We start from the raw sequence: 19103 nt of genomic DNA on the forward strand, positions 1-19103 counted from the left end.
GCTAGAGCTTGCGAAGTCCACTGAGCACCCTTTCAAGCAGGTTGGTGTTGGGCCGGCTGTCGGTGTTGAGCGACGATCTGATCTGGACCAGGCCCTGCTCCGACATGTCCGCCACGAGCACCCTCGCAACGCCGAGCGGGATCCGCAGCAGCGCGGATATCTCCGCGATGGAACGCCATTCCCGGCACAGGTCGCTGATCGCCTGGCACTCGGGGGTCAGGGTCCCGAACTCGCTGCGCGCCGTCATGGTCGCGGAGATCAGAGCCTCCAGCGGCAGCTGAGCCCGCGGCTTGGTGCGGCCCCGGGTAACAGCGTAAGGCCGCACCAGCGAACTCGGCGCGTTGCTACTGGCCGACCATTGCTGTTGGTCTGGTGGTTGCTGGCCCGGTCGTGGAACGTCTGCGCCGCTCGGGCCGTCCGCCGGCGACCGCGAGGCGCCGGCCGACTGCTGTCCGAACCACGAGGGGCTCCCGGCATCTCTACCGTGAGGTGCCACCACTTCCTCCTGTCGGTGGATCAGTGGATTCCGGAGGTGCGCGCCGCCGGAGTCAGCGCCCGACCCGCCCGGTCGACGAGCAGGGTCATTTCATAGGCGACCAGGCCGAGATCGCACTCGGCCGCGGCGAGCACCGCCAGACACGATCCGTCACTGATCGCCATGATGAGCAGCAGCCCGCGCTCCATCTCGACGACCGTCTGCGCGACCGCTCCGCCTTCGAAGACCCGGGCGGCCCCCTGCGTGAGGCTGGACAGACCAGAGGCGATGGCCGCCAACTGGTCGGCACGGTCGACGGGGAAGCCCGCCGAAGCGGCCAGCGGCAGCCCGTCCGACGACACCACGATCGCATGCGCGACGTCGGGCACGCGGTTGGCGAAGTCAGTGATCAGCCAGTTGAGCTCATTCACCGGTTGATTCATCTGCTCTCCTGTCGGTCCCGGCCTTCACATCGGCCGTCAAGGGTGGAGCCGGCCAAAAGCCAAGAGTTCATCGTTAGCGACTTTATTGCGAATGAATGTCCAAGAAGTGCGGATGATGCTAATTCATGCCTCATCCGTGATCTTCGGCGGCCCCACCGGCACGGGCTGCGGGCCGCGCCCCGGCGGGCCGGCTCCGCGTTCCTGCTCTCGCTGGACACTAGTTCTCCTTGGACGTCTGATCGCCGGCTTCGTGCCGACCCTGGCGCACACCCTGCTGGAACCCGGAGAACCTGTTGCGGACACGGTCGGCGGAGCGAGACGTGATCTGCTTGAAGTTCTCCGGCGCGGGCGCGGTGCCGGGAACCAGGTTTGCCTTGGGAACGCGTTTTGGCAACCCCGAGGACGTCAATCCACCGGCGACGGGCTCACTGGCCGTCTGCGCGGCCTTCCATCCGCTGTCGGACTCGGAGCGCCATTCGTCCTCCGGACGCGGCGTCGCGGCCGCTGGAGGGGCGGAGGGCCGCTCGGGCGGGGGCGGCGGGGTCGAGCCGTTGGTGTGCGCGGATTCCGTCCCGTTCACGTTCACCTTGCCGATCGGGCCGGTGTCGGGCGTGGTCACCGCGGGGCTCATCGGCCGGCGGCGGAACCAGTTGGACTCGATCGAGTCGAAGATCGGCAGTGTCTCGCTGCCGTTCTCCGGCGAGGGCGGGACCACGGTGCCGTTGCTGTTGCTCCCGCCGTAGCGCCTGGACAGGTAGGCCGTGGAGCCGTACCCCTCGCGGATCTCGGGCTCGGAGGTGCGGCTCGGCGGGGGCGGCTCCTGCCAGGAGCGCGTCTCCTCGGGCCGGGCGTCCTCCTCGGCCCGCCACGGCTGCTGCTCCACCGGGCGCTCCTGGGGAGCCGGAGAGGGCTCGGGCCGGGGCGCGGCGGCGGGACGGGAGAAGGCCGAGAAGCCGTCGGACGGCTCGGTCTGGCGCCGCGGCGGCTCCGGCTCGACGGGCTCCTCGGGCGCCGCCGCCGGGGGCTGGGGTGCGGCGGGCGGCTCCGCGGGCTTGATCCAGCCGCTGTCGGCCCACAGGTCCTGCCCGCTCGGCGGGTGCTCCTGATGGCCGTTCTGGCCGCGGTCGGCCGGATCCGGCCGCTTGGGCAGCGCGGACGGGGTCTCCCGCTGCCAGGAGGGGCGGTCGCCGGAGGACTGGGACTGCCAGATGTCGGAGGGGTCGGCGGGCGCCGGGGCGGAGGCGAAGGCCGCGGCGGCCTCGGCGTAGGTGTCGGGCACCCCGCTGCGGCCGGCGCCGAGCGCCGGCGTGGACTCGACCGGAGTGATCAGCAGGTCGGCCGGCAGGACGACGAGCGCGGTGATGCCGCCGTTGTGCGCCGCGCGCAGCCGCACCTGGATGCCGTGCCGCGCTGCCAGCCGGCTGACCACGAACAGGCCCATGCGCCGCGAGACGGCGACGTCGATGACGGGCGGCTCCGCCAGCCGGGCGTTGGTGGCGTCGACCTCCTCCGGCGCCATGCCGATGCCGCTGTCGGTGACCTCCACCATGACCTCGCCGCCCTCCAGGGCGCGCGCGGTGACCGAGACCTGGGTGTCGTGCGAGGAGAACGCGGTGGCGTTCTCCACCAGCTCGGCCACGAGGTGGATGACGTCGTTGACCGGCCGCCCGAGGACCGAGACGTGGGAGGGGGCGCGGACGTTGACCCGCTCGTACTGCTCGACCTCGGAGATCGCGCCGCGCAGCACGTCGACCAGCGGGACCGGCTGGGCCCACTTGCGGGTGTTGTCCTGGCCGGAGAGGACCAGCAGGTTCTCGTTGTTGCGGCGCATGCGGGTCGCCAGGTGGTCCAACTGGAACAGGTCGCCGAGCCGGTCGGCGTCCTGCTCACCCTGCTCGAGGCCGTCGATCAGCCGAAGCTGCCGTTCCACCAGCGTCTGGCTGCGGCGCGAGAGGTTGACGAACATGGCGTTGACGTTGCTGCGCAGCGCCGCCTCGTCGGAGGCCAGGCGCAGCGCCACCCGGTGGACCTCGTCGAAGGAGCGCGCGACCTCGCCGATCTCGTCCCTGGAGGCGACGCCGATCGGGGCGACCTCGACCTCGCCGGGTCCCGCGCTGGTCTCGCGCATCCGGGCGATCGAGTCGGGCAGCTCGTTCGCCGCGATCCGCATCGCGCCCTCGCGCAGCGCGCGCAGCGGGCGGACCATGGAGCGGGCCACCAGCATCGTGACGACGATGACCGCGAGGATGACCGCGAGGACCAGCAGCGAGTCGAGGATGGCGGTGTTGCGCGCGTCGGACTTCAGCGCGTTGGACTCGCCGCGGACGGAGGAGGCGAGCGAGGACTCCACCTCCTGCATCCGGTCGAGGGTCTCGTTGGCGACCTCCTGGTAGTCGGAGGCGCTGTCGCCGGAGGTGACGCCGGTCAGCGGCTGGTCGGTCTCGACGCGCATCATGACGCGCAGCCGCATGGTCGCCATGCGGCTGACCTCGAGGCCGGTGAAGGTCTCGTCGTAGCTCCTGCGCTGCTCCGGCGTCGCGCTGGAGGTGAAGTTCAGGATCTCGTTGTCGTAGCGGGCCCGGGTGGTCTCGATGGCCTCCTGGATGCCGCCGGACATCGAGCCGCGCATCAGCGAGTGCAGCATGAGCGCCGACTCGTAGGAGAGCTGGTCGCGCGCCTTGCTCAGCGCCGTCAGGGAGCGGACGCTCTCGCGCAGTTCGGTGTCGTCGGTCTCGCCGGCGATCGTCTCGTTGAAGTCGATGAGGGTGTTGATCACCTGGCGGTACTTGGTGACGGTCGGCAGCACCGTGATGCGGGTGTCGGCGACCTCTTCGCGCAGCGTCGGCAGGTTCTCCAGGCTCGTCAGCATGCTGTCGAGCTTGCCCGCGGCGTTGTCACCGCCCGGGTCGCCCAGCTCGTTGGCGCCGTTGCGCACGTCGTTGAGCGCCTGGTCCGCACTCCTCTGCTGCTCCTGCAGCGCGGCCTGGCGGCTGTCGGAGCGCTCCTCCGGATTGGGGTCGTCGGCGATGTAGGCGGCGCTGAGCAGACGCTCCTTGCCCAGTTCGTTCGCCAGCGTGACGACGTCCTCGCCCAGGGTCGCCATGGTCTCGATGCGCTCGTGGGTCAGCGTATCCATGACGTTGACGGAGATGCGCAGCCCACCCAGCAGGACCGCTGCCGCGGTGGGAATGACGATGAGGGCGACGAGACGGGAGCGCACGCGCCAGTTGCGCGGCGCCCACCGTCGGGCCGGGCGCTCCGAGCTGCCGGCGGCCTGTTCTGCCTGCTCCGGAAGCTCGTCGTGCTCGGCGTCGGCTCCATTGTTCGTCGCTCGTGTCGGCACGGACCCTCGCAACCTTTCGTGTCACCGCCTGGGCAACGGACATTGACCCCCATGAGCGGATCCCGCCTTGGCTTCAACTGAGGTCCGGATGGCGCCGGGGAGGGCCGAACGGCCTGCCGCGTATCGCGGTCCGTCATCGAGAAGGGGGAGCTTTTCGCGACCAGGACTCGCCTCATGAGGGGAGAGGCGTCGCACACCATTAAACCGAAACGATGCGCGTGAGGTCGATAGCGTATCAATCCGGCTGGACATCCCGGATACCTTGATTATCCATCTTTGGGTGCGGTCGGATGGTGCCGGCTACGCCCGAATCGCCCCTCAGGGCCTCCCTGGTATAGACCCTTGGGCCGGTCAGAGGGTCTTTCCCCACCGCAAGAGTCCCCCCAACGTTACCTTTATAACTTTTTGGACACGCGTACCGCTTCCCGCGAACCGACTGGTCAGCGTGGCATCGTGAAAGCCGCACACGCACGTTTCGGGGGGAGCGGCCGTGAGGCACAGCGACTGCGCGTCCCTGCGCCCCGCGCAGGGACCGGATCGGGGACGGGGCCGGCCTGAGCAGTGGTCGCCGCCGCGGAGGCGCAGGGGGAGGCACCGGAGGCGGCGCGGCCGCGGCGGCGCCCGCACGGCGACCGCGCTCGTCCTCGGAACCTGGCTGGCCCTTTCGATCACGGCATCGGCCGGCGCGGACCCGACCCCCGGCACCGACGAGATCGAGCGCAGCAGGCGCGCCGAGGCCGGGCACGAGGAGTCGATCGCCGTCCTCAAGGGCAGGCTGGCCGAGGTGCGCGCGCGGCTGGCCGACCTCCAGGCCGACGCCGACGCGGCGATCCTGGACTACCGGGAGGAGGCCGACCGGCTGGAGAAGGCCGAACAGGCCTACGAGGCGGCGGACCGCAAGGCCGGCAGGGCCGCGGAGCGGCACGAGGAGTCGCGCCGCAACGCGGCCGGCTACGCGGTCTCGGCCTACAAGGGCGCCGACCTGAGCATGCTGAGCGCCTGGGTGGAGCCCGGGGGCCCGCAGGAGATCATGGACCGCAGCGGCTACGTGCGCCTGCTGGCCGGCCACCGCAAGGACGTCCTGGACCGCACCGACGCCTCCGACATCGCGGCCGAGACGCTGCGCGACCACGCCGAGTCGGCGGAGGAGGAGCAGCAGGAGGCCACCGGCGACGCCGCGGAGGCCAGGGAGCGGGCGCTGGCGGCGGTGCACGAGCAGGAGGAGGCCATGGAGTCGATCCTGGCCGAGCAGTCGGAGGTGGAGGCCGAGCTCCTCGCGGCCCAGGACAACACCGCCGAGCTGGAGCGGGAGCGCGAGGAGGCGCTGGAGCAGGCCGAGCAGGCCGAGCAGGCCGCCGAAGGCGGCGGATCGGCGCTCGGGCGGCAGAACGACGGCGGCGGGAGTTCCGGCGGGGACGGGAGCACCCGGCAGGGGTCCGCGACCGGCGGGTGCACCGGGCGCTCCACCGGCGGCTTCGCCAACGGCCAGATCCCCTGGTCGGCGCTGTGCCCGCTGCCCCAGGCCGGGGAGATGCTGCGCGCCGACGCCGCGGCGGACTTCATCAGGCTCGACGGCGCCTTCCGCGAGCGGTTCGGTCGCCCGATGTGCGTCACCGACTCCTACCGGCCCCTGTCGGAGCAGGTCCGGCTGTTCCACCAGATGCAGGCGGGGATGGCGGCCCGTCCCGGCACCAGCATGCACGGCCTGGGCATCGCCGTGGACCTGTGCGGGGGCGTGAACGTGCACGGCTCGACGGAGTACCGGTGGATGATGGCCAACGCCCCGGGGCACGGCTGGCACAACCCCGGCTGGGCGCAGAACGGCTTCGAGCCCTGGCACTGGGAGTACACGGGCTGAGCGGCCCTTACCAGCTGCGCTCAACCACAGGGGGTCGTGAAACCTCAACCCAAGGAGGGATCCGCGGTGACCGGGCGACGGTGCACGCCGTCCCCAGTCTCAGGGGGTTTGAAGCCTCAGCCACAGGAGGGATCCGCGGTGACTAGGCGATCCTCTCGCGTAGCCGAAGGCCCCTACAGGGATCGCGCCGGCGCCGCGCCACCCACGCCGCCACCGTGGGCGCCAGGCCGCGACCGGGGTTTCGGTGCGCGCCCACGGCGGCGGGCCGCCGTGCCCGCTCGCCTCGGCCACCGAGCGCGTGAAACACCGGCCACAGGAGTTTGAACCCCGACCCAAAGACTGAACGCACACCGCCACCTCGGGCTCCAGGCCGAAACCATGGTGTCGGCGTGCGCTTCGCACGCGGGAGCGGGAGGGCGACTTCCGTCTATGGGCCTTCGGCCACGCGAGAGAATCGCCCACCCGCACGCCCTCCCTCCTGGGGCGGGCCTGACAAACCCCTACGACGGGCCTTCAGGGTCTCCTGCGGCCGAGGTTCCGCTTCCGGACGAGGGGCCCGCGGCCACGTGCGGCCGCTACGCCCCCGAACCGATCCTGAGTTCGAACTCGCCGAGGACACCGCCCTCGACGAGGAGCTCCTCGCCGGCCTCCAGCAGCCGGGTGCGGGCCGGCAGGGCCGCGACGACGTCGCCGCGCAGCCCCTCGGCCCAGGCGAGCTTGCCGTCGAGGTCGACCGTGGCCATCACGGTGCCCTCGATGCCGGCGGTCACGGTGAGGTCGGCGCCGTCGAACTCGTCGTGGGTCACGATGGCCGGGCCGAGCGTGAGCCCGACCGGTTCCCCCTCGGGGGTGCGCCACAGGCAGGCCGGCGTGTAGCCGGCGTGCCGACCCTGGGCGCCGAACACCGCGGCCACGCCCGGCGCGGCGGAGAGCGCATCGACCCCCTGCGGAAGCACGATGCCGTCATCGGTGCCGCGCACCAGCTCCGGTCCGATGCTCAGCCGCTCGCCGTCGGCCAGGCTCAACTCGATCGGCGCCGACGGCACGAGCGGGGCGCACAGCCGGGTCTCGAACTCCACGATGATCTCCACCGGCGCGGCCAGTGCGCGCTGGTAGGCGCCCGCCAGGGCGTCGCACCCCTCCGCCAGCAGTTCGGGCACGCTCTCGTCGCCGGGGTAGCCGAAGACGCAGCCGTCATCGATGATCCCCGGCCGCTCCGCACCGCCACTGGGCGACAGATAGGTGACCCAGCGCATGTCCCACCCCTCCCAAGATGAAACAGCCTTCCCGAACCGAACCGTGAAACACCGGAACAGCCGATGGAACGATCATTGGAACAACAGAGGGCGGTTATCGCCCCCACTCACGGTATCCCGGGCCGGAAACCTGCGGACACCGGGCGGCTCTCGGCGGCCGCCCGTTCAGCCGCGCTCCGGGGCCGGATCCGCGAGCGGGCCGTGCTCCTTTCCGGTGCCGGCGCACATCCGGCACTCCTCGGCCACCCGGACCCAGCCGATCACGCCGGCTCCGTCCAGGTGCGGCCGCTCCGGCCGCCACCGGCCGGAGCCGGTGCAGAACCGGCACGGCCGGTCGTCCCGATCGCACCATTCGCAGGCGTCCAGCTCGCATTGCCGCCGCCTCGACTCCACCCGCACCAGCCCGTCCCCCACACCCATGGCAGCCCTCCCGCCTTCGGCCGCGACGGCCCGCGACGATCGCCGCACCGGCCGCACGGCGCGGCGGAAAGCGCCGGCCGTCCGCCGGAAGGGCAGGCCCAGCGTCGCACAGCCTGGGGCGGGCGTCCAGGGAGGAGGGGTCAGGCCGACTCACGAACCACCAGGTAGGTGTCGAGGATCAGGTTGGCGGGGGCGCGGTCGGAGTACGCCAGCCAGTCGGCCAGGATGCGCGCCATCTCCCGGCCCATCTTCTCGGTCGGCTGGTGCACCGTCGTGAGCGGGGGGTCGGAGTGCAGCGCGAGCGCGGAGTCGTCGAAGCCCACGACCGCCACGTCGTCGGGGACCCTGCGGCCGGCCTCGCGCAGCACCCGCAGCGCGGCCAGCGCCATGAGGTCCGATGCGACGAACACCGCGTCCAACCGCGGGGAGGCGGCCAGCAGGGACCGGACGGCCCGCTCCCCGCCCTCGTAGCTGAAGTCGCCGTAGGCGATGAGATCGGGGGACGCGGGCTGACCGCTCTCCAGCAGCGCGTCCTGGTAGCCGCGCAGCCGGTCCACACCGGCGACCATGTCCTGCGGGCCGGCCACGGTGCCGATCCGGCTGCGGCCGCTGTCCAGCAGGTGCCTGGTGGCGCTGCGGGCCCCGCCCACGTTGTCGATGTCGACGGAGCACAGCGGCTCGCCCACCGGGCCGAGCGGGCGGCCGCCGTGCACGCAGGGCACGTCGGCCCGCGCCAGCCGGGCCGGCAGCGGGTCGTCGCGGTGCAGCGACACCGCCAGCACGCCGTCGACGTGCCGACCGGTCAGGTACTCCCCCAGGCGTTCGTGTTCGGCGCTGGAGCGGGCGGTCGCCAGCAGGAGCTGCAGGCCCCGGTCGTTGAGCACCGAGCTGACGCCCCTGACGATGTCGGCGAAGAACGGCTGGGCGAACAGCCGGTCCTCGTGCTCGGAGACGACCAGGGCGATCATGTCGGTCCGCTGGGTGACCAGGGTGCGCGCCGCGTGGTTGGGGACGTACCCCAGGTCCTTGACGGCGCGCAGCACGGCATCGCGCGTGGCGGGGCTCACCTGCTGCGAACCGTTGATCACCCGGGACACCGTGCCCCGCCCCACTCCGGCGAGCTCCGCCACCATCTCCAGCGTCGGCCGTTGCCGACGAACCCCCATGTCCACCCCTTCTTCCCTGCCTGCTGCACACATGACGCCGCCGCCCTTCCACGTCCCACCAGTCCAATAGTGGTACACGCGGAGGGGCGGCGGTTACCACGGCGGACGCCGCCGTCCTTCCTATCAGTGCCGGTCGGGCAGGCTCCCCGAGCGGGCGACACCGGAGTACCAGTGCCCGCTGTCCTTCACGGTGCGCTTCTGGGTCCCGTAGTCCACGTGCACCAGGCCGAAGCGCTTCGAGTACCCGAAGGCCCACTCGAAGTTGTCAAGCAGCGACCAGGCGAAGTAGCCCTTCAGCGGCACGCCTTCCTCGACGGCCTGGTGCGCGGCGCGCAGGTGCGCGTCCAGGTAGGCGACCCGCTGGGAGTCGTGCACCCTGCCGTCGGCGGCCACCTCGTCGTCGAACGCCGCGCCGTTCTCGGTGACGTAGAGCGGCACGCCCGGGTAGTCGGCGGCCAGCCGGGTGAGGACCTCGGTGAGCCCGGTGGCGTCGATCTCCCAGCCCATGGCCGTGCGCGGCATGCCCTGGTCGACGAAGACGACGTCCTCGGCGCCGGTCCAGACCTCGCCCTCGCCGGGCTCGATCAGGGCGGGGTCGATCCCTTCGGCGCCGCCCGCGACGCGCTGCGGGCTGTAGAAGTTGATCCCCAGCATGTCCAGCGGCACCGAGATCGCGGCGAGGTCGCCGTCCCGCACGAAGCCGAAGTCGCTCACCCGCGCCAGGTCGGTCCGGATGTCCTCGGGGTAGCGGCCGCGCAGCAGCGGCTCGGTGAAGATCCGGTTGCGCAGGCCGTCGATCCGGCGCGCGGCGTCGAGGTCGGCCTCGCTGTCGCTGTGGGGACGCAGCACCGTCTGGTTGTGCACCAGGCCCACGCGCAGCGGCCGGTCGAACCGCCCGGCCTGGTCGCGCATCGCGGTGGCGGCCATACCGTGCCCGAGCAGCAGGTGGTGGACCGCCGCCAGCGAGGCGGCCGGGTCCGTGCGGCCGGGCGCGTGCACGCCCTGGGCGTAGCCGAGGAAGGCCGCGCACCACGGTTCGTTGAGCGTGGCCCAGTCGGAGATGCGGTCGCCCAGCGCGCCGTGGACCACGGCGGCGTACTCGGCGAACCGGTGGGCGGTGTCGCGGTTGGGCCAGCCGCCGTCGTCCTCCAGCCGCTGCGGGAGGTCCCAGTGGTAGAGCGTCGGCCACGGTTCGATGCCGGCCTTGAGCAGCTCGTCGACGAGCCGGTCGTAGAAGTCCAGGCCGGCCTGGTTGATCCGGCCCTTGCCGTCGGGCTGGATCCGCGGCCAGGCGATGGAGAACCGGTAGGCGCCGATGCCCATCGAGCTCATCAGCTCGATGTCCTCGCGGTAGCGGTGGTAGTGGTCGGTCGCGGGGTCTCCGCCGTCGCCGTTGAACACCTTGCCGGGGGTCGCGGCGAAGGTGTCCCAGATGCTCTGCCCCCGGCCGTCCTCCTTGGTCGCTCCCTCGATCTGGAACGACGCCGTGGAGGCGCCCCACAGGAAGCCCGCGGGGAAGTGCACCCCGGTGGCCTGAGCGGTCTGCGTCGCGGTCTGCGCTGCGGACTCTGACTGTTGCGTGGTCACGCCTTGATCGCACCTTCCATGATCCGGCCGACGAGCTGGCGGCCGAGGACGACGAAAATGATGAGCAGGGGGAGAGTGGCGAACGTCGAGCCCATGAACATCAGCGCGAAGTCACGGGAGTACGCCGACTCGTTGAGCTGGTTGATCGAGAACTGGACGGTCGGGTTGTCGGGGGTGAGGACGGCGAGCGCCCAGATGAACTCGTTCCAGGTGTTCATGAACGTCAGCAGGCCGAGCACCACCATGGCGGGGCGCAGGGCGGGCAGCACGACGTTCCAGTAGATCCGGAAGCTGGAGCAGCCGTCGATCCGCGCGGCCTCCAGCAGTTCGTCGGGGACGGTCTGCTGAACGTACTGGCGCATCATGAACACGCCGAACCCGCTGACCAGGAACGGCACGATCACCGCCTGCAGTTCGCCGCGCCAGCCCAGCCAGTCCATCAGGATGAGCAGCGGGATGACGCCGACCTGCACCGGAACGGCCATCGTCACCACGACGGCGAGGGTGAAGAATGTGCGTCCGGCGAAGCGCAGCTTGGCCAGGGCGAAGCCGGCCAGCGAGCAGAAGAACACCACGGAGACGGCCACGATGGTGGACGCGATCAGCGAGTTCATCAGGCCGAGGGTGAAGTTGGCCGTGGTGTTGGCGAACAGCCGCTCCATGTTGAGCAGGAAGTTCCCGCCGGGCAGGAACGAGGGCGGGCGCTCGGAGGCGGCCGCGCTGTCCTTGGTCGCGACGACGAACATCCACCACAGCGGGAAGAACGACGTCAGGACGGTGATGATCAGCGCGATGTAGGTCAGCGGCGTGGCGTCGCGCATCTCGCCGACCCGGCCGCGGCGGCGCCGCTTCGGTCCGGGGTCGGCGTGCGCCGGACCGCGCCGCGGCGACGCCGCCGATGCGGACGGGGTCGTTGTCGTCGTTGTCATGTCGCGCTCCGAATCCGGCTGGTCACCAGGGAGTTGACCAGCGAGAAGACGATGACCAGCACGAACAGCGCCCAGGAGATGGCGGCGCCGTAACCGTAGTTGCCGTAGCGGAACGCCTCCTGGAAGACCAGCATCATCACCGTCTGGAACTGTCCCTGGGTGCCGCCCGCCATGGCTCCACCGCTGTCGAAGACCGCGGGCTCGGTGAAGAGCTGCATCTGCCCGATCGTGGAGATGATGACGGTGAAGATGATCGTCGGGCGCAGCATCGGGATCGTGATCTGCCAGAACTGGCGCATGCGCGACGCGCCGTCGATGGCCGCCGCCTCGTAGACGTCCTTGGGGACGGCCTGCATCGCGGCCAGGTAGATCAGCGCGTTGTAGCCGGTCCAGCGCCAGTCGATCATCACGGCGATCGCGGCCCATGAGGCGTACTTCTCGCCCCGCCAGTTGATCGGGTCGACGCCGAAGAACTCCAGCGCGTAGTTGATCAGCCCGAACTGGGTGCCGAAGAGCTGGCTGAAGACGATCGCGACGGCGGCGATGGAGGTGATGTAAGGCAGGATCAGCGCCATGCGGAACATGTTGCGCATGCGGAGCCTGCGGTTGAGGGTGTCGGCGAGGAAGAGCGCGAGGAGGAGCTGCGGCACCACGGCGATGGCGAAGATGCCCAGCGTGTTGTACAGCGCGTTCCAGAACTTGGCGTCACCGAAGAGGCGGACGTAGTTGTCGAGCCCGATGAACCCCTCGTTGCCGCCGATCAGGCTCCAGTCGTGCAGGGAGACCCAGACCGTGTAGAGCAGCGGGAAGAGCCCGAAGATCCCGAAGAGCACGAAGAACGGGGAGATGAACAGGTAGGGCGAGCTCTTGACGTCCAGCCGGCTGAACAGGATCTGACGGCGTTCCCGCTTCTCCTGCGCCGCTGTTCGGTGGGCCCCTCGGCCGCCGCCTTCACCCTTTCCGGCGGACGGCGGGGGCGGTGGGGCGCCGCCGCGCTTGAGAGTGGTCACGTCGCGCGCTCCTTTTTCGTTGTGGGTTGTCGTTGTGCGCATGAGGATGTGTGCGTGGGTGGGCTCGGGCCGGCCGCACGGCCCTCGCCCGCGGGCGAGGGCCGTGGGAAGGCGGGAACGGGAAAAGGGCGGCGACACGGTGGTGACCCGGCCCCGGTGCGCGGCGCTGGGGCCGCGTGGGAGGGGGACCGGGGCTCGGGTCACCGGGTCTGGAGGATGGGCGTGGCCCCCTCCGTCAGGGTCGGCGCGTCAGCCCTCGCCGGTCGCGCGCTCGGCCGCCTCCATCGCGGTGTCCCAGCCTTCGTCGGGCGAGGCCTGGCCCTGCTCGACCGACTCCATGGCGGCGCGGAAGGCGTCGTCGATGGCCTGGGTGTCCGGGCCGAAGTAGACCGGCTCCAGCTCCATGGCGCTCTCACCGTAGATCTGGCCGACCGGGGCGCTGTTGAAGTACTCGCGCTCGAAGCTCTGGACCTCGTCGCTCTGCAGGGCCTCGGGCGAGGAGGGCAGGACGTTCGCGGCGTTCCAGGCGCTCAACTGGCCTTCCGGGCTGGTCAGGAACTGGGCCAGTTCGGCGGCCTCCTCGGGGTGCTCACTCTGGGTCGGGACCGCCAGCCAGGAGCCGCCCCAGTTTCCGCCGCCGCCGGGAACCGCGGCGACGTCCCACTGGTTGTTGCCGGAGGTGCCCGCGGTGGTCTCGATGTGGCCGAGCATCCAGGCCGGGCAGGGCATGGTGGCGAAGACGTTGTTCTGGATGCCGGCGTTCCACTCGTCGGACCAGATCGGCAGGCTGGCCGACAGCCCCTCCTCGGCCATGGTCGTGACCGTCTCGTAGGCCTCCTGGGTCGAGCTGTTGCTCTCGATCACCAGGTTGCCTTCCCTGTCCTGGTAGGGCTCGCCGCCGGCCTGGGCGGCGATGGCGCGGAAGTAGGGCTGGATCGTGGAGACGAAGGAGGCGCCGGTCTCGGCCTCCTGGAACTCCTGACCCGTCTCGATGAAATCGTCCCAGGTCGGCCAGAGCTCACCGACCTCCTCGCGGTCGGTCGGCATACCGGCCTCCTCGAAGAGGCCGACGTTGTAGCACATGCTCATGCTGCCGATGTCGGTGCCCAGGCCGACGAGCTGGCCCTCGGCGGTCTTGCCCTGCTCCCACTTCCAGGGCAGGAAGTTGCCCTCCAGCTCCTCCGCGCCGTGCTCGGCGAGGTCGGTGAACTGGTCGCCCTGGGCGAGGAACTGCACGATGTTGCCCTCTTCGAGGGCGACGACGTCGCCCGCGCCGCTGCCGGAGGCGATGTTCTGCTGCAGCTGCGGGGTGTAGTCGGCGAGGTCGGTGACGTTGCGCTCCTCGATCGTGATGTTCGGGTGCTCCGACTCGAACTGCTCGTAGAGCTCGTCGTAGCCGAAGACACCGTAGGTGTCGACGACCAGGGTGATCTCGCCTCCGGAGTCGGCCGAGTCGCCACCGCCGCAGGCGGTCGCGGCGAGCATGACTCCGGCTCCGGCCACCGCGGCCATCTGCCAGCGGCGGCGTTGGAAGTTTCGCATCGGTGGTGCCCTTCTCCAGAAGGAAAGACGACTGGGCGGCGCCCCGCGTACCCCCCGGCTTGGGAGCGCTCCCATAAGGGTGGAGCGCTCTCCACCCTCCGTCAATCCCCCGGCATGACGACGCAACACAACCGTTACCTCGGTCACATCCGGCCGAGCGTGGCGAACAGGCCCTGAACAGGGCGGGAGGGCCGTGCGGCGAATCGGGGGCCGCCGGGTTCCCGCTGTGACCCGAGGTGACCCAGGGCGACGAAGAGGGCCGGGTGCCCGCACGCCTCTCGTGCGGGCACCCGGCCCCGGGCCGTCGGCGCCGCACCCGTCGACGCTGCGCCGACGGGTGCGGCGGCGGTGCGGCTACTCCTGCCCGGCGGCGCCGGCCTCGATCGGGATCACCACGCCCTGCCAGCGCTCCTCGACGAAGTCCCCGACCTCGTCGCTGTGCAGGAGCTCGTCGAGCTTGTTCAGGTCCTCGTCGTCGACGTCGGCGCTGTCGACCACCAGCCCGTTGGCGTAGGGGTTGTCCTCGGTGTCCTCGAGGGCCAGGGTGTTGGCCTCCTCGGCGAGGTTCGCCTCCAGCGCGAAGTTGCCGTTGACGACCGCGGCGTCGACGTCGGCCAGCGAGCGCGGCAGTTGGGCCGCCTCGATCGGGGTGATCTCCAGGCCCTCGGGGTTGTCGGCGATGTCGTTCTCGGTGGCGCCGTCGCCGGCGCCCTCCTCCAGCGTGATCAGCCCCTGCGCCTGCAGGAGCTGCAGCGCGCGGCCGAGGTTGGAGCCGTCGTTGGGCACCGCGATCGTGGCGCCCTCGCCGAGGTCGTCGACGCCGCCCAGCGCGTCGGAGTACAGTCCGAACGCCTCCAAGTGGACGTCGTCGAGGTAGGTGAGATCGGCGTCCTCGTTGTTGGCGAGGTACTCCTCGAGGAAGGGCCGGTGCTGGAAGTAGTTGGCGTCGAGCTCGCCCTGGACCAGCGCCGCGTTGGGCTGGTTGTAGTCGGTGAACTCCTGGATCTCGATGTCGAGGCCGGCGTCGGCGGCGAGTTCGTCGCGCACGAACTCCAGGATCTCGGCGTGCGGGACCGCGGTCGCGCCGACGGTGATCGCGTCCTCGCCGCCCGAAGCCTGCTCACTGGGGCTTCCGCAGGCCGCGAGCGTCGTGACCAGTGCCGTCGTGCCGATGACCGACCAAATCGCGGTGTGCTTCATGGGATTCTCGTAGCTTTCCGTGTTCTCGTGGACTGCCGGGTCGAAAAGGGGCCGGTCCGAAGGGTCCGGCCGCGGGAGGGACTGGAGGAAACGGGGGAGGTCAGCGGTGCGACATCCTGCGCACGAGGACGTCGCCGAGGCTCTGCACGGCCTGGACCACCACGACCAGGAAGACGACGGTCGCCCACAGGTAGTAGTCGTCGAAGCGCTGGTAGCCGTAGCGGATCGCGATGTCGCCCAGTCCGCCCCCGCCGATCGCGCCGGCCATGGCGGAGTAGGAGATGAGCGCGACGACCGTCATCACCAGGCCGGCGATCAGGCCGGGCAGGGCCTCGGGAAGCAGCACCTTGCCGACGATGGTCAGCTTGCGGGCGCCCATGGCGTGCGACGCCTCGATGACGCCCCGGTCCACCTCGCGCAGCGAGGTCTCGACCAGCCGGGCGAAGAACGGGATGGCGCCGATGCTGAGCGGCACGATGGCCGCCGTCGGGCCGAGCGTGGTGCCGGTGAGCAGCCGGGTCAGCGACAGCACGGCCACCATGAGCACGATGAAGGGCAGGGACCGGCCGATGTTGACGATCGCGCCCAGCACGGCCCTGACCGCGGGGGCGGGGGTGAGGCCGCCCCGATCGGTGGAGACCAGCAGCACGCCCAGCGGCAGGCCGAACAGGACGGTGAACATGGTGGCCCACAGCACCATGTAGAGGGTGTCCAGGGTGCCGATCCACAGCACCGGCCACATCTCGGGCCAGCGCTGGGCGAGTTCGTCCGTCCACACCATCAGGCCGGCACCTCCACCAGCAGGCCCTTGTCCACGAGATAGTCGAGGGCCGCGTCCCGGTTGGCGCCCTGGATCTGCACGTTCAGCCGTCCCACGGAGCTGCGCGAGACGGTCTCCACCGCGCCGCCGAGGACGTTGACGTCGACGTCGAACTTGCGGGTGAGCTGCGACATCAGCGGTTCGTCGAACTGCCGGGTGTAGGTGAGCGCGACGACGTCGGGCGCTTCGGTGGCCGGCAGCGGGAACAGTGAGCGCGCCAGCAGCGACCCGGGCCGGGCGAGCAGGTCCAGGACGGCTCCGGACTCCTGCAGGACGCCGGATTCCATGATGGCCGCGGAGTCGCAGATCCGCTTGATCACGTCCATCTCGTGCGTGATCAGCAGGATGGTCAGGTCCAGCTCGCGGTTGAGGTCGCGCAGCAGTTCCAGGATGGACTCGGTGGTCTGCGGGTCGAGCGCCGAGGTGGCCTCGTCCGACAGCAGCACCTTGGGGCGGGAGGCCAGCGCGCGGGCGATGCCGACCCGCTGCTTCTGCCCGCCCGACAACTGCGCCGGGTAGGCCTTGGCCTTGTCGGCCAGACCGACCAGCTCCAGCAGCTCGCCGACGCGGCGCCTGCGCTCGCCCCTCGACGCTCCGGCGATCTCCAGCGGGAACGCCACGTTGGCCGCGACGGTGCGCGACGACAGCAGCGCGAAGTGCTGGTGCACCATCCCGATCCCGCGCCGGGCCGCGCGCAGCCGCGCGCCGCTCAGCGAGGTGAGCTCGGCGCCGTCCACCGCGACGGTGCCCCCGGTCGGGCGCTCCAGCAGGTTCACGCAGCGCAGCAGCGTGCTCTTGCCCGCGCCGCTCTGGCCCACGACGCCGTAGATCTCGCCCTGCCGGACATGCAGGTCGACACCGTCGAGCGCGTGCACCTCACGGTCCTTCAACCGGTAGACCTTGCGCAGGCCCACAGCGTCTATCACTGGCTTCCTCGAAGGGTTGCGGGGTTCCTCGTGAGAACCCGTGGGGCCGTGGCCGCCGGAGTCACCACGGGGGTCGTGGCGAGAGTGCGGCCCGTCCCTACTACGGACGGTTTTATGAATCGGCGTGGGCCGCCTGCAGAGCGCGGGCCTACGACGGGCCCGCGCTCTCGCGGCGGCCCCTCTTCTGACCCGCTGCGCGGCTCGGGCCGCGCGGCTCAGCGGCGCGTCGGACGGCAGCGGCTCGCGGGCCGGCGACAGGACCGGCGGGGGGACGCGGGCATTCGGCCGGACCCCGCCGCGGTGCGCGGGTCCACGCTGCTCAACCGATCGCCGTTCACGTTCCTGCACAACCATTTCCGACGTGCGCCCATTTCGGCCGGGCGCGGGGAATCACGGGGAGGCGGGGTAACCCTCGCCACAAACCACACTTTACCAGTAGGAAAATGTGGCCGACCTCTCTCTCAGCCGACGCCGCCGGCGCATCAGTCCCGCGTGCGCTCGGCGGCCCCGGGCCCCGACGCCCTCCTACTCCACAGGTTGGCGAGGAAGGCCCCCACCAGGCCGGCCATGACGACGAGGGCCATCCCCATGGCACTGTCCTCGCCGGCCAGTCCCACCAGCGGGGAGGCCGTCGCGCCGATCAGGAACTGCACCGTTCCCAGCAGCGCGGAGGCGCTGCCGGCGTTGAGCGGGTAGCGCCCCAGCGCCAGTGACGTCGTGTTGGGCATCGTGAAGCTCAGGCTGCACATGATCACGAACAGCAGCGCGCACGTGAAGGCGAACGGCAGTCCCGCGACGGTCACCAGCAGCAGGCCCACCCCCGACGCCGCGGCGACGGACAGCACCACCGTGAGCACCGAGCGCTCGCTGACCCTGCCCGCCAGGAAACCGTTGACCTGACTGAACACCACCATGCCCAGGCCGTTGAGCCCGAACAGCAGGCTGAACGCCTGCGCCGACACGCCGTAGACGTTCTGGGCGACGAAGGAGAAGCCCGAGACGTAGCCGAACAGGCCGACCGAGGCCAGCGCCTGGGTGAGCATCAACGCCAGGAAGACGGGGTCGCGCAGCAGCCGGGCGAAGACGCCGACGACCGCGAGCGGACCGTCGCCGCGCCGCTTCTCCGGCGGCAGCGACTCCTTCAGCACGACCCAGGCCAGCGCGAAGAGCAGCACGCCGAGGACCGCCAGCGTGACGAAGATGCCGCGCCACGAGGTGACCAGCATGAGCTGGCCGCCGAAGACCGGCGCGAGGATCGGGGCCAGGCCGATGATGAGCATGAGGCGGGAGAACAGCCGGGTCGCCGCGGGACCGGAGTAGATGTCGCGCACCATCGCCCGCGCGATCACCATGCCGGCCGCGCCCGCCACGCCCTGGAGGAAGCGCAGGCCGGTCAGCGCCTCGACGGCCGGGGCGAACGCGCACAGCAGGGAGATGACCGAGTAGCAGGCCGTGCCGATGAGCAGCGGCCGCCGCCGGCCGACCGAGTCGCTGAGGGGGCCGATGACGAGCTGCCCCAGCGCCAGCCCCACCAGGCACGCGGTCAGCGTGAGCTGCACCTGCGGGGCCCCCGTCGCCAGGTCCCGGCTGAGCTCGGGAAAGGCCGGGAGGTACATGTCGATCGAGAGCGGTCCGACCGCGGTGAGCGCCCCCAGGCCGACGACCAGGATCGCACCGGACCGGCGCGCGGCCGCGCCCCCGGCGGTCAACGGAAGGCCCCGCGCACCCCGCGCATCGAACGATCCGAAGATCCCATGTTTTACCCCGCTGTCCTGTCCGGCTCGGTCCTGACCAGGTCCACCAGAGCGCAGCGCGGGTACGGACCGGATTGTTCCCGCGTCGGGGTCACGAGATGGTCTCGCCCCCTCGGGGGCGCGGAGGATGAGCGGTCCGCCCACGTGAGGGCACTCGGTCCGACACCATTGTGATGCAGGCCATGTCGGCTGTCCCCGTCTGTTTGCCAGGCCATCTAGACTCAACCCGGCAGCACCGGTCCCCCAGCCGGCACGGCCTGCGGCCCACTGCCCGACCGACGCGGATCGGCGGTGAAGCCGGACCAAGCGCTCGAAGTGCGACCATCGGCACGGGGCACCGCGCCTCCCGGAACGCGCCCGCACCCCGGTGGAGG

General features: G+C 71.0%; 15 protein-coding genes. 1 reads left to right on the forward strand and 14 read right to left on the reverse strand.

Translation table 11 applies throughout. The features are described from left to right. Position 1: 1 nt before the first annotated feature. The 3 genes from HDA32_RS30895 to HDA32_RS19780 all read right to left on the reverse strand — a co-directional run bounded on the left by HDA32_RS30895 (position 2) and on the right by HDA32_RS19780 (position 4138). On the reverse strand, positions 2 to 499 hold the full coding sequence (locus HDA32_RS30895) for a DUF742 domain-containing protein (protein ID WP_312863250.1): 498 nt from the start codon (positions 497 to 499) through the stop codon (positions 2 to 4). A 17-nt stretch (positions 500 to 516) separates the two neighbouring features. Beyond that, positions 517 to 918 (reverse strand): roadblock/LC7 domain-containing protein, encoded by a 402-nt coding sequence (locus HDA32_RS19775; RefSeq protein WP_179644634.1) that lies wholly within the window; start codon positions 916 to 918, stop codon positions 517 to 519. Positions 919 to 1135: 217 nt separating this feature from the next. Further along, complete coding sequence (locus HDA32_RS19780; protein WP_446689061.1) at positions 1136 to 4138, reverse strand: sensor histidine kinase; 3003 nt, start codon at positions 4136 to 4138, stop codon at positions 1136 to 1138. Between the two features lie 613 nt (positions 4139 to 4751). On the opposite strand from HDA32_RS19780, the gene HDA32_RS19785 reads away from it, so the two are divergent. Further along, complete coding sequence (locus tag HDA32_RS19785; RefSeq protein ID WP_312863251.1) at positions 4752 to 6119, forward strand: D-alanyl-D-alanine carboxypeptidase family protein; 1368 nt, start codon at positions 4752 to 4754, stop codon at positions 6117 to 6119. A 575-nt stretch (positions 6120 to 6694) separates the two neighbouring features. Here the strand turns inward: HDA32_RS19785 and HDA32_RS19790 are convergent. The 11 genes from HDA32_RS19790 to HDA32_RS19840 form a co-directional block, all read right to left on the reverse strand. Then, the gene (locus tag HDA32_RS19790; RefSeq protein ID WP_179644636.1) at positions 6695 to 7375 is read right to left on the reverse strand and encodes an FAA hydrolase family protein; all 681 of its coding nucleotides are present in this window, start codon (positions 7373 to 7375) and stop codon (positions 6695 to 6697) included. A 165-nt stretch (positions 7376 to 7540) separates the two neighbouring features. Beyond that, complete coding sequence (locus HDA32_RS19795) at positions 7541 to 7795, reverse strand: hypothetical protein (RefSeq protein WP_179644637.1); 255 nt, start codon at positions 7793 to 7795, stop codon at positions 7541 to 7543. A gap of 140 nt (positions 7796 to 7935) precedes the next feature. Next, entirely contained in the window at positions 7936 to 8961 is a 1026-nt protein-coding gene (locus HDA32_RS19800) for a LacI family DNA-binding transcriptional regulator (protein WP_179644638.1), read from the reverse strand. Positions 8962 to 9084: 123 nt separating this feature from the next. After that, a complete protein-coding gene (locus tag HDA32_RS19805) occupies positions 9085 to 10485 on the reverse strand; it encodes a GH1 family beta-glucosidase (protein WP_179646812.1) in 1401 nt (466 codons plus the stop codon). Positions 10486 to 10544: 59 nt separating this feature from the next. Next, positions 10545 to 11477, reverse strand: a complete 933-nt coding sequence (locus HDA32_RS19810; RefSeq protein ID WP_179644639.1) for a carbohydrate ABC transporter permease — start codon at positions 11475 to 11477, stop codon at positions 10545 to 10547. Continuing rightward, entirely contained in the window at positions 11474 to 12370 is an 897-nt protein-coding gene (locus HDA32_RS19815; protein ID WP_312863429.1) for a carbohydrate ABC transporter permease, read from the reverse strand. Before HDA32_RS19815 ends, HDA32_RS19810 begins: the two co-directional genes overlap by 4 nt. 366 nt (positions 12371 to 12736) lie before the next feature. Then, entirely contained in the window at positions 12737 to 14029 is a 1293-nt protein-coding gene (locus tag HDA32_RS19820; protein ID WP_246334423.1) for an ABC transporter substrate-binding protein, read from the reverse strand. A gap of 354 nt (positions 14030 to 14383) precedes the next feature. Then, complete coding sequence (locus HDA32_RS19825; protein WP_179644641.1) at positions 14384 to 15229, reverse strand: MetQ/NlpA family ABC transporter substrate-binding protein; 846 nt, start codon at positions 15227 to 15229, stop codon at positions 14384 to 14386. A gap of 100 nt (positions 15230 to 15329) precedes the next feature. Then, positions 15330 to 16010: a methionine ABC transporter permease gene (locus HDA32_RS19830; RefSeq protein ID WP_179644642.1), complete on the reverse strand. Its 681-nt coding sequence runs from the start codon at positions 16008 to 16010 to the stop codon at positions 15330 to 15332. Further along, a complete protein-coding gene (locus HDA32_RS19835; protein WP_179646814.1) occupies positions 16010 to 16963 on the reverse strand; it encodes a methionine ABC transporter ATP-binding protein in 954 nt (317 codons plus the stop codon). The genes HDA32_RS19830 and HDA32_RS19835 overlap by 1 nt, the downstream gene beginning before the upstream one ends. 494 nt (positions 16964 to 17457) lie before the next feature. Continuing rightward, positions 17458 to 18684, reverse strand: coding sequence for a multidrug effflux MFS transporter (locus tag HDA32_RS19840; protein ID WP_179644643.1), 1227 nt, complete (start codon positions 18682 to 18684; stop codon positions 17458 to 17460). Positions 18685 to 19103 lie beyond the last annotated feature (419 nt).

The sequence above is a fragment of the Spinactinospora alkalitolerans genome (assembly GCF_013408795.1).
GTDB classification, from domain to species: Bacteria; Actinomycetota; Actinomycetes; order Streptosporangiales; family Streptosporangiaceae; genus Spinactinospora; species Spinactinospora alkalitolerans.